This is a genomic window from Paenibacillus sp. Y660 (assembly GCF_057221575.1).
Genome location: NZ_JBXBBJ010000017.1, coordinates 98,586 through 108,451 on the forward strand (window position 1 = coordinate 98,586; position 9,866 = coordinate 108,451).

General features: G+C 48.7%; 9 protein-coding genes, 1 pseudogene and 3 riboswitches. Of the genes and pseudogenes, 6 read left to right on the forward strand and 4 right to left on the reverse strand.

Annotated features, from left to right (window positions below):
• Positions 1 to 17 precede the first annotated feature (17 nt).
• Positions 18 to 1,192: pseudogene (locus tag AC2TDN_RS18625) on the reverse strand (MFS transporter).
• A gap of 113 nt (positions 1,193 to 1,305) precedes the next feature.
• Here AC2TDN_RS18625 and AC2TDN_RS18630 point away from each other — a divergent pair.
• Together AC2TDN_RS18630 and AC2TDN_RS18635 are read left to right on the forward strand one after the other, a co-directional pair.
• The gene (locus AC2TDN_RS18630; RefSeq protein ID WP_484689682.1) at positions 1,306 to 2,205 is read left to right on the forward strand and encodes a LysR family transcriptional regulator; all 900 of its coding nucleotides are present in this window, start codon (positions 1,306 to 1,308) and stop codon (positions 2,203 to 2,205) included.
• Between the two features lie 163 nt (positions 2,206 to 2,368).
• On the forward strand, positions 2,369 to 2,803 hold the full coding sequence (locus AC2TDN_RS18635) for an SRPBCC family protein (RefSeq protein ID WP_482069593.1): 435 nt from the start codon (positions 2,369 to 2,371) through the stop codon (positions 2,801 to 2,803).
• Positions 2,804 to 3,334: 531 nt separating this feature from the next.
• Here AC2TDN_RS18635 and gcvPB read toward each other — a convergent pair.
• From gcvPB to gcvT, 3 genes are read right to left on the reverse strand one after another with little or no spacing between them, the layout of a single operon-like run.
• On the reverse strand, positions 3,335 to 4,804 hold the full coding sequence (gene gcvPB / locus AC2TDN_RS18640; protein WP_484689683.1) for an aminomethyl-transferring glycine dehydrogenase subunit GcvPB: 1,470 nt from the start codon (positions 4,802 to 4,804) through the stop codon (positions 3,335 to 3,337).
• Entirely contained in the window at positions 4,801 to 6,159 is a 1,359-nt protein-coding gene (gene gcvPA, locus AC2TDN_RS18645) for an aminomethyl-transferring glycine dehydrogenase subunit GcvPA (protein WP_484689685.1), read from the reverse strand. Before gcvPA ends, gcvPB begins: the two co-directional genes overlap by 4 nt.
• Before the next feature lie 5 nt (positions 6,160 to 6,164).
• Positions 6,165 to 7,268: a glycine cleavage system aminomethyltransferase GcvT gene (gene gcvT / locus AC2TDN_RS18650; RefSeq protein WP_484689686.1), complete on the reverse strand. Its 1,104-nt coding sequence runs from the start codon at positions 7,266 to 7,268 to the stop codon at positions 6,165 to 6,167.
• 106 nt (positions 7,269 to 7,374) lie between these two features.
• A riboswitch (glycine riboswitch) is annotated at positions 7,375 to 7,479 on the reverse strand.
• A 3-nt stretch (positions 7,480 to 7,482) separates the two neighbouring features.
• Positions 7,483 to 7,584, reverse strand: a riboswitch (glycine riboswitch).
• 145 nt (positions 7,585 to 7,729) lie between these two features.
• A riboswitch (glycine riboswitch) is annotated at positions 7,730 to 7,846 on the forward strand.
• 231 nt (positions 7,847 to 8,077) lie between these two features.
• On the opposite strand from gcvT, the gene gcvH reads away from it, so the two are divergent.
• The 4 genes from gcvH to tnpB form a co-directional block, all read left to right on the forward strand.
• A complete protein-coding gene (gene gcvH, locus AC2TDN_RS18655; RefSeq protein WP_484689687.1) occupies positions 8,078 to 8,470 on the forward strand; it encodes a glycine cleavage system protein GcvH in 393 nt (130 codons plus the stop codon).
• A gap of 223 nt (positions 8,471 to 8,693) precedes the next feature.
• Positions 8,694 to 9,233, forward strand: a complete 540-nt coding sequence (locus tag AC2TDN_RS18660; protein WP_484689689.1) for a phosphotransferase enzyme family protein — start codon at positions 8,694 to 8,696, stop codon at positions 9,231 to 9,233.
• Positions 9,234 to 9,246: 13 nt separating this feature from the next.
• The gene (tnpA, locus tag AC2TDN_RS18665) at positions 9,247 to 9,582 is read left to right on the forward strand and encodes an IS66 family insertion sequence element accessory protein TnpA (RefSeq protein WP_484689691.1); all 336 of its coding nucleotides are present in this window, start codon (positions 9,247 to 9,249) and stop codon (positions 9,580 to 9,582) included.
• A partial coding sequence (gene tnpB / locus AC2TDN_RS18670; protein ID WP_484689692.1) for an IS66 family insertion sequence element accessory protein TnpB occupies positions 9,576 to 9,866 on the forward strand: 291 nt, incomplete at its 3' end. The genes tnpA and tnpB, both read left to right, overlap by 7 nt.

A 9,866-nucleotide genomic window follows, 5' to 3' on the forward strand; every position in this document is an offset into this window, starting at 1 on the left:
AAATAGGATGACAGATGTTATGCCTCCATTTCCCCTGACTCTCGGCGCCTCCAACTCATGAATACGAAGGACAATGCAATGACCGAGAGGATAGCCCCAAGAAATCGAACTCCCCCGGCGCTGAACTTATCTCCCATTACGATGCCCAGCAACAATGATGAGAGAATGGTTCCCAAATATCTCGATGTCATAAATACTCCAGATGCTACACTCCTGCTATTGGCGAAACAGCAAGCGAGCACAAACCCAGGCTTAACATGAGAATTCCTGTATGGAATTCGTTGACATGACGTACCATTTGCAAGTAGGACGGAAGCCCGAAAAAGAGCGAGTAATAAAGTACATTCACGAGGATGAATTCAACATTGAGCCAAACCATCGCAGGATATTTTGCGAATGTGCGCAAGGGAATAAAGGGTGATGTCGATTTAAACTCATGTCGTACGAAAGCCACCAGTGAAACGAGGCCTATCAATCCGACAATGACATGCAAAAATGAAACATGCCCAGTTGATATTGCTGACAGTATTCCAACGAGCAGGGCAACCAGCCCCACTGTGAAAAGCAGAACCCCTGACGCATCTATCAAATCAAACCATTTACGAAAGGACATGCCCTGTGCAGAGGTTGTTGGCGGTTCGTCTTTAGGAATATTCCTCCAAGCTAATAGAAAGCTCGTCACCACAATCGGTATATTGACAAAAAAGATAGCAGGCCAATCCCACCAGTGAATCAAGACCCCGCCAATAAAGGGTCCAACTGCTGCCGCTCCAGATAGGAATATGGATAAAACGGACAGCGCAGTCGCTTGTTTCTCCGTAATATGAATTCGCACAAGGGCCATTCCAACTGAAACGATCATGCTTGTTCCGATGGATTGCACAATGCGGAGCACGATAAGCCAGCCAAAGCTTGGTGATAGTGGAGCTAATAATGATGCAACGAAGGCTACAACAAGTCCGGTAAGAAATATCTTCTTGCGACCGAATAAATCACTGGCTTTTCCCATAACAGGCTGAGCGATACTGCTTGCAATGTAGAAAGAAAAAATAATCCATGAAACTACTGTAAAGTCAAGGCCATACACATTTTGCAGCCGTGCAATAGCAACAGAAATCATCGAAGAATTTAATGGATTTAACAATACCCCTGTTCCGACGGAAAACATCAACCACTTGCTGCGAACACTCATTTTTGGTCCCCCCAAAAGCGTATTAATGTCATCGTACTTGACTTCGCTTATTCATACCAACGCATTTTATGTTATGATAACATTGACTCGAGGGAATGAAGGGAGGACATGATATGGAACTTCTTCAACTGCAATATTTTCTCACCGTAGCTCGTCTGGAACATGTGACCGAAGCTGCACGAAGTCTGCATGTATCTCAATCGTCACTAAGCAAAACGATTCAACGCTTGGAAGAGGATTTAGGGGTCCCTCTATTCGATCGAATAGGGAGAAAGCTGAGATTGAATGAGTTCGGAAGCAGATTCCTACGCCGTGCAGAACGGGCTTTGTTTGAATTGGAACAAGGGAAGCAGGAGATTAGCGATTTTTCCAGACCGGAACATGGCACAATCGAATTGGCAGTAACCACCGCTAGCACGTTACCAAATATCCTTAGAGAGTTTCGGTATAAGCGTCCCCATATCCAATTTCACGTACAAATGCTAACCACGAAAGAAATGGTTACGCTTTTACATAGAGGAGAGGTCGATATCTGCTTATCCTCACCTCCAATACAAGGGGATGACATCGAATGTCAAATTGTATACATAGACCCGATCCTTGTAGCTGTTCCAAAAGGACATCGGCTGGCAGAACGAAGCAGCGTATCTTTTTCAGAACTAAAGGATGAATGGTTTGTCGGTGTAAAGAGAGGCTACGGCACTCGCGATCTAGTGGATTCTATATGCCAATCGGTTGGATTTGTACCTAAATACGTGTATGAGGGTGATGAACCGGCAAGGCTAATCACTCTTGTGGAGGCAGAAATTGGCATAGCCTTTATCCCAAGTACGGCAAGGTTTTCACGGGAATCTATTAAATATCTCGAAGTAGAGAATCACGAATTGGTGCGAGAAATTGCTTTATTATGGAACAGGAATCGGTACATTTCGCGGGCTGCTCTTGAATTCCGTGAGGTTGTTGTACAATATTTTGAGGGGATATCCAAACAGACAATAGCAATGGAGACATAGAGATGCGCACTGCGTGCGGTCATCGACCGCTGTTATCCGCTGACAGATTGGTCTGCGGTCAAGTTGAAAGAAGCGTAACACAGTTGATGAGTACATATCGACTATCAGTGAATGTTCATGGTATTATTTGAGATATAATATATTCATATTAGGAGGCTATGTTATGGGAACAGGTAATCCGGTAATTATAACAGTAGAAACGATCGTTCATTCTCCCATCGAAAGCGTGTGGAAATATTGGACGGAACCGAAGCATATCACACAATGGAATAAGGCTTCCGATGACTGGCACACGCCATTCGCCGAGAACGATCTGAAGGTCGGCGGTAAATTCGTGTCGAGAATGGAAGCTAAAGACGGCAGCTTTGGATTTGATTTCGGCGGCGTTTACGACGAGGTGAGCATTAACGAAAGCATCTCCTATACGATTGCTGACGGCAGGAAAGTGAAGATCACGTTTATCAGCCAAGACAATGATACAAAAATCATCGAATCGTTCGAAGCGGAAGAGACTAATGCCGCCGAGATGCAACAAGCTGGATGGCAGGCGATTTTAGATAATTTCAAGAAATATGCAGAAACGGCTACAATAGAATAAAATATTTTCGCACCTTAGAAGCGCATGCCAACCTCGGCATGCGCTTTGCTGTGTACGATCGAGGAAAATAATACGGTCAGAAAGAAAGGCAGTCTCAAGATGACTAAACTCGCCGCTAAGAAATAGCTCGCTTTGAACTAAAGTGAAGAGTGGCGGTGCAGGGGCTATTCCTGTACCGCCATCTTACTATTTTGAGCGGTTTGCAGCCAAATGGAGTAAATGATGAGCAAACGAAAGAGACGCTTAAAAGTGATAGACGCTCCCAAATTCTTCGCTATTAACTAATCAGTCAAGTGACGGTGGTGTAAACGAGATCTTCAGCCGGACAGAGAAACCTTTATTTTTCTAATTCAGCGAGTATTGTGGCGTACGCGGACTCAGATTCCGCTAATCACTTAAAAAAATCATTTTTACCCTCGTTTAAATGGTGATAACGGATCTCATGTCCGCATAATACGCAAAAATGGTCAAAACACAAATATAACGGAACTTCAATCCTCTCATCACAAATTCATGTGTTGAAGTCAGCGATCAGCCGCAAGTACAGTTCAGCACCGGCTTGCGCGCTGCCGTCGTTTCGTCGAGCCTGCGTACGACTGTATTATACGGGGCATTGATGACGATTTCCGGATTCGTTCTGGCCTCTTCGGCGATTTGAATCATCGTGTCGATGAAGCTATCAAGCGTTTCTTTGCTTTCCGTCTCGGTCGGTTCAATCATGATACACTCCTCAACGTTAAGCGGGAAGTAAATCGTCGGCGGATGATAGCCGAAATCGAGCAGCCGCTTAGCGACGTCTAACGTCCGGACACCGTACTGTTTTAGTCCGCGGCCCGACATTACGAACTCATGCTTGCAAACGCCAGGATACGGAATTTCGTAGTGGGATGCGAGGCGGTGCATCATATAGTTGGCGTTCAGCACTGCGCATTCGGATACGTATCGCAGCCCTTCCGGACCGTAGGTCCGAATATACGTATAGGCCCGCACAAGAATACCAAAGTTGCCGTAAAAAGCTTTGACCCTGCCAATTGACATGGGACGATCGTAGTCGAAGAAGTACGTTCCGTCTTCGCGGCGTCCAACGATCGGCTTCGGCAAATAGGGTATAAGCTTGCTCTTTACGCCGACGGGTCCGGAACCTGGACCGCCTCCGCCATGCGGGGTGCTCATCGTCTTGTGCAAATTGAGATGGACAACGTCAAAGCCCATGTCGCCAGGGCGGGAAATGCCCATGATCGCATTGGAGTTCGCTCCATCATAGTAGAGCAGGCCGCCAGCATCGTGTATGATTTGCGCGATCTCAACGATCTGCTCCTCGAACAGACCGAGCGTGCTCGGATTGGTGAGCATAAGCGCGGAGGTGTCGCTGCCAACAGCTGCGCGCAAGGCTTCAAGATCGACCATGCCCCGCTCGTTCGACTTGATTGTAACCGTCTCGAAGCCGGCAACGGTTGCGCTGGCTGGGTTCGTTCCGTGGGAGGAATCCGGTACGACTACCTTCGTGCGTTTCTCGCCGCGGCTCTCGTGATAGGCGCGAATCATCATAAGTCCTGTCCATTCGCCATGTGCGCCGGCGGCGGGTTGAAGCGTCACCTGGTCCATTCCGGTGAGAGCGGCCAGATCATTCTGGAGCGTATTGAGCAGCTCAAGGGCACCTTGAATACTTTCTTCAGGCTGGTAGGGATGGATTTTCGCAAAACCATTGAAGCGTGCTGTATCCTCGTTGATCTTGGGATTGTACTTCATCGTGCAGGAGCCAAGCGGATAGAAGCCGTTGTCGACACCGAAGTTGCGGCGGGACAGCTCGGTATAGTGACGGATAACGTCTACTTCATACACTTCCGGGAGCTGAGCCTGTGATTCTCTCAGCATCGCTGCTGGAATATATTCACCGGGCGCAGCCTCGGGAACGTCGCAGGCTGGAAGCGAGTAGGCCACGCGGCCAGGCTTGCTCAATTCAAAAATAAGTGCTTTTTCCGGTTTGGTTGTCATCGTCATGCCAATTCCCCCAGTCTGCTGGCGAAGCTATCGATTTCAGTGCGCGTGCGTTTCTCCGTGACGGCAACGAGCATGTGGCCGGTCAGCTCCGGATAGGCCGACCCAAGGTCAAAACCGCCAAGGAATCCGGCATTCAACAGCTTCAGATTCATGACTTTCACCGACGTTCCTTCAGGCAGCTGGATTACGAATTCGTTGAAGAAAGGCGCGGAGAATGGAAGCTTGATTCCGCTCTGGGCGATGAGCTGGCGGGAGGCGTAGTGGGCCTTCTGCAGGTTCAGGTTAGCTGCATCGTAAAGTCCTTGTTTACCCATGGTCGACAAGTATATCGAAGCGCAGAGGGCAAGCAAGGCTTGGTTGGAGCAAATGTTGGATGTCGCTTTCTCGCGGCGGATGTGCTGCTCGCGGGCTTGCAGTGTCAATACGAAGCCGCGCCTGCCATCGAGGTCGGTCGTCTGGCCGACAATACGGCCGGGCATCCGGCGCATTAGCGGCTCTTTGACAGCAAAGAAGCCGCAGGTTGGTCCGCCGAGTGATTGCGAAATGCCAAGCGGCTGCGCATCGCCTACGACGATGTCGGCACCAAGCTTGCCCGGGGTCTCAAGCAGTCCCAGTGACATCGGATTCGTGCTGACGACGAGCAATCCTTTTACGCCGTGAATGATGGGCTCAATGGCAGCGATATCCTCAATACAGCCGAAGAAGTTGGGGGATTGGATAAGCACGGCAGCAGTTTCGGTACTCACGGCTGCCTTAAATGCATCGAGATCTGTCACCCCATTTGAATAGCCGACTTCTACGATCTCCAGGTTCAAGCCATGAGCCATCGTTTGCACCATTTCCCGGGCTTCCGGATGTACGGTGCGGGAGATGATAAGCTGCTTGCGCTTCGTCGCTCCGGTCGCAAGAGCGCCAGCCTCTGACAGCGCTGTTACTCCGTCATACATGCTTGCATTGGAAACAGACATGCCGGTCAATTCGCAGATATAGGACTGAAATTCGAAGATAGCTTGAAGCTCGCCTTGGCTGATCTCCGGTTGATAAGGGGTGTAGGCTGTGTAAAATTCGGATCGCGAAATCATATGATTGATAACGACGGGAAGGTGATGGTCGTAAATGCCCGCGCCAAGAAAGCTGGTGTAGCGGTCAGTGTCAGCGTTGCGGCCGGCAAGTGTCTTCATATGCTCAAGCAGCGAGAACTCGTCAAGAGCAGGGGACATTGGTAAAATGCCTTGATAGCGAATCGCTTTCGGGATATCACGAAATAGCTCTTCCGTCGACTCTACGCCGATCGACTTCAGCATGTCGGCTTGGTCCTGATCGGTCATCGGGATATAGCGGTGTTTGTTGGGCACGAGGCTCACTCCTTAGGCAGTCTTTTGTAAAATGGGGTCTTAATAACGACGGCTTTTAATCGTTTTCCGCGAACTTCCACCCAAAGCTCAGTTCCGAGCTCCGCATAATCGGCGTCGATTAAGGCGAGTCCGAGGTTGCGCTTCAGCGTCGGGGACTGCGTTCCTGTCGTTACTTCTCCGATTTTAGTTCCGTGAGCAAATACGGAATAGTGGGGGCGCGGAATGCCGCGGTCAATCATTTCGATGCCAACCAGCTTTCGCGGCACACCGTCCTTTTTTTGCTGCTGCAGCGCTTCTTGTCCAATGAATTTATCCTTGGTCAGCTTGACGAAGAAGCCTAAGCCAGCCTCAAGCGGAGTAATCGTATTCGACAGCTCCTGGCCGTAAAGCGGCAGGCGAGCCTCGAAGCGGAGCGTGTCGCGAGCGTCTAGACCGGCAGGAATAAGTCCAAACGGATTGCCCACCGAAAGCAGCGCATTCCATACCTCTTTCGCCTGACCGGCAGAGACGTATATTTCAAAGCCGTCCTCCCCGGTGTAACCCGTTCGCGAGACGAGCGCCCGAGCGCCGCCAAGGGATACGTCAGTGGCAAAATGGAAAGGAGCCAGCTTGTCGCAATTTTCCGTCACCAAAGCCATAATCGCGGCAGCGTTAGGACCTTGAAGAGCGAGCAGCGCCAGCTCATCGGACCTATTTTCAAGCGTAACGTCGCCGATTAAATGCTCGCGCATCCAATCGAAGTCCTTGTCGATATTGGAAGCATTTACGACGACAAGAAATTGATCAGCTGTGATCCTGTAGACGAGCAGATCGTCGACAACGCCTCCGTCCGGATAGCACATCAGCGTGTATTGGGCTTGGCCGTTGGTGAGTTTGGACACATCGTTCGTCGTCAATTGCTGCAGGAAGGCTTCTGCGAAGCTCCCGGTCACCATAAATTCCCCCATATGGGATACGTCGAACAGGCCAGCCTGTTGACGGACGGCATCGTGTTCCTTCTGAATGCCGGAGAATTGAACGGGGAGTTCCCAACCGCCGAAATCGATACAGCGTACGCCAGGAAAATCGGCATAGAGCGGGTATAGCGGTGTTTTCTTAAGTTCGTTCATCTTACTCAGTCCTCCTCGGATTCGTAATAGCCGAACAATGCAAATAAGGACAGCAGCAAAAAAGCTAACGTCCGCAGCAAATATGCCGCTTTGCGTTTTCTCTTTGCTCTGTCCTTTGTACCTGAGAGTTGCCCCGAACAAGAATCTTGTTCAGGTTTCCCCTTGGGCGACAACGCGCACGCTCTAAGCGCACCGTATGTTCTCTCCAGAGGTGCGTCCGATAAAGGTCCTTTTGCCTGAGAGATTCACCCATATTAGGTTTACTCCTTCGGCGCCGCCGCTGTCTGTTCTGGGCGATCTCTCCCTTTACCATCATCCGCATATTTGGTTTTATAGTCTACTTATACACGACCCTTGAATGGAGTGTCAACGATAATTTCATGCAGTAAAAAAATATGTGAGGTATATTGACATGTTCTTGCGTTCTACATTAAGCTATAAGCATTAAATGGCATAAGCGGATGACGATGGTGGGAGAGACCCAAGGCGAGGTAATAATCGCAGGGCACCGAAGGAGCAAGTCGACGGCCAGTCAGCCGGATGATTAATCTCTCAGGTAAAAGAACCGCCATCTGACGCGACTCTGGAGAGCGCGAATAGCCACCAAAGGGGTAAGCGCAGTCGAAAGACTGCTTAAACTCTCAGGTACCCAGGACAGAGAACACGGCACCAAGCCGGCTCTCTGTCCTTTTTTGTGTTTTTATCATGATATGGAGGTGTCTCCCGTGAGCTTACAAACGGTGATGTTCTTATAATTTTTTTTAAAAAAGTAAGCAAACTATAAAAAAACGAATGAAAGGATGTTGAGCATGAGCGAGGTTAAAGCAGGTTTGGGATATTCGGAGGAGCATGAGTGGGCGAAGGCTAACGGAACAGTGATTCGAATCGGCATTACCGATTTTGCTCAAAGCCAACTTGGAGATATCGTATTTGTCGAGTTTCCTGAAATAGGTGCCGAGCTTGAAGCGAATCAACCAATGGGGACGATTGAATCGGTCAAAACCGTATCGGACCTGTTCAGTCCAGTTAACGGAATTGTCACCAAGGTCAACGAGACGCTGCTCGATTCGCCGGAGCTGGTGAACTCAGAGCCTTATGGAGAAGGTTGGATTATAGAGGTCGAGGTAAACGGAGATGCTGAGGAAATTGTGAAGGCGCTGCTGAGCTCTGAGCAATACGAAGCCTTTATTTCAACAAAATAAGAAGGACGGTTCGATGCAGCAGGCTAGAGAACGCAAGCCGACAGTTATTATCATCCGACGGAGTTCGCAGAGCTGAAAAATGCATGACGATCAGATTGGCGTTCTGGTGAATTTAGTTATAATCAAAGTCAACCAATCCTCAATTCTTTGCTGTGTTAAGATATTCTGCAGTATTGTTCTTGTACCATGGGAATTCAAGGGATAAGGGGATGTCATGACGAAGGTGTCTAAGCTGGATTCTGAAAAAGAAATTAAGCGGATTATTGCACAATCAAAGCAAGCAGCTTTGATGGCGCTTCAAAACTATAATTTGGAATGGGAAAAAATACGTTTCAACCAATTATCCGGTACATCAACATTTGTAATAGAAACGAGTAACGAAGGGAATTTTTTACTCCGTATTTTTCATGCAGGAATAAGTAGAGAAGAAATAGAATCTGAACTCGTTTGGCTTGATGCTTTGAATGAAAAGATGGATATTCCCCTCCCTAAGGGGATATTAGACCGAAATGGATCCAAAACTGTACAAATTAATTTGGAGAATGGGTACATCGGTTACGCTTCATTGATGCGTTGGGTAGAAGGCGTGCAAGCGAGTGGCGATCTTACTGAAGATCAAATTTTTAGAGAGGGAATCCTCTTGGCAAAGCTTCATCAGGTATCACAAAATTTCGAATTGACCTCTAGCTTCATACGTAAGCGTCAAATCCAGCCCACCTTCAACGTCCAAACCATTCATGAGAAAATGAAGGCAACCCAATGAAGGAGGTTGCCACATGACCACGAGAGAACAACGTCGTCAAGCATGGATTGAACGTATCACAGATTACAAATCGAGTGGCCTTACCATGTCAGCATGGTGTACCGCCAATTACTTTAAACTAGATCAACTCAAATATTGGCTCCGCAAAACGAAAGAAACCTCTTCCTCCGTTTCAGCAACTCCTTCTACACACTGGATGCCGCTCACGGTTGTGAGTCAACCAGACACAATGGTCTCCACATCCTCACTTGTTGTACGTATTGGACAAGCCAATATTGAGCTTCGTGCAGGATTCGATCCGCAGTTGCTCCGTGAAATCGTCCATGCATTGGAAGTAGCGTCATGCTAACGCTACCCAGTACCCACCCTGTCTACCTCGCTTGCGGGTCAACCGATCTTCGCAAGTCGATCGACGGTTTAGCCGCACTCGTTCAAGAATGTTTTGGGCTCGATCCGTTCTCTCCTTGCTTGTTCGTGTTCTGCAATCGCGATCGCAACAAGCTTAAAATTCTGTACTGGGAGTACAATGGCTTTTGGCTGTTTTATCGCCGGCTGGAACGCGGTACGTTTGAGTGGCCAAAGGGACGCGAAGGTGCCGTCACCGTCTCTTCCCGCGAACTTCGCTGGCTGCTA

Bases quoted from the DNA above. Each gene is read 5' to 3' on its own strand.
- AC2TDN_RS18630 (WP_484689682.1), top strand. From the start codon at position 1,306: ATGGAACTTCTTCAACTGCAATATTTTCTCACCGTAGCTCGTCTGGAA.
- AC2TDN_RS18635 (WP_482069593.1), top strand. From the start codon at position 2,369: ATGGGAACAGGTAATCCGGTAATTATAACAGTAGAAACGATCGTTCAT.
- gcvPB (WP_484689683.1), bottom strand. From the start codon at position 4,804: ATGACGATGACAACCAAACCGGAAAAAGCACTTATTTTTGAATTGAGC.
- gcvT (WP_484689686.1), bottom strand. From the start codon at position 7,268: ATGAACGAACTTAAGAAAACACCGCTATACCCGCTCTATGCCGATTTT.
- gcvH (WP_484689687.1), top strand. From the start codon at position 8,078: ATGAGCGAGGTTAAAGCAGGTTTGGGATATTCGGAGGAGCATGAGTGG.
- tnpA (WP_484689691.1), top strand. From the start codon at position 9,247: ATGACCACGAGAGAACAACGTCGTCAAGCATGGATTGAACGTATCACA.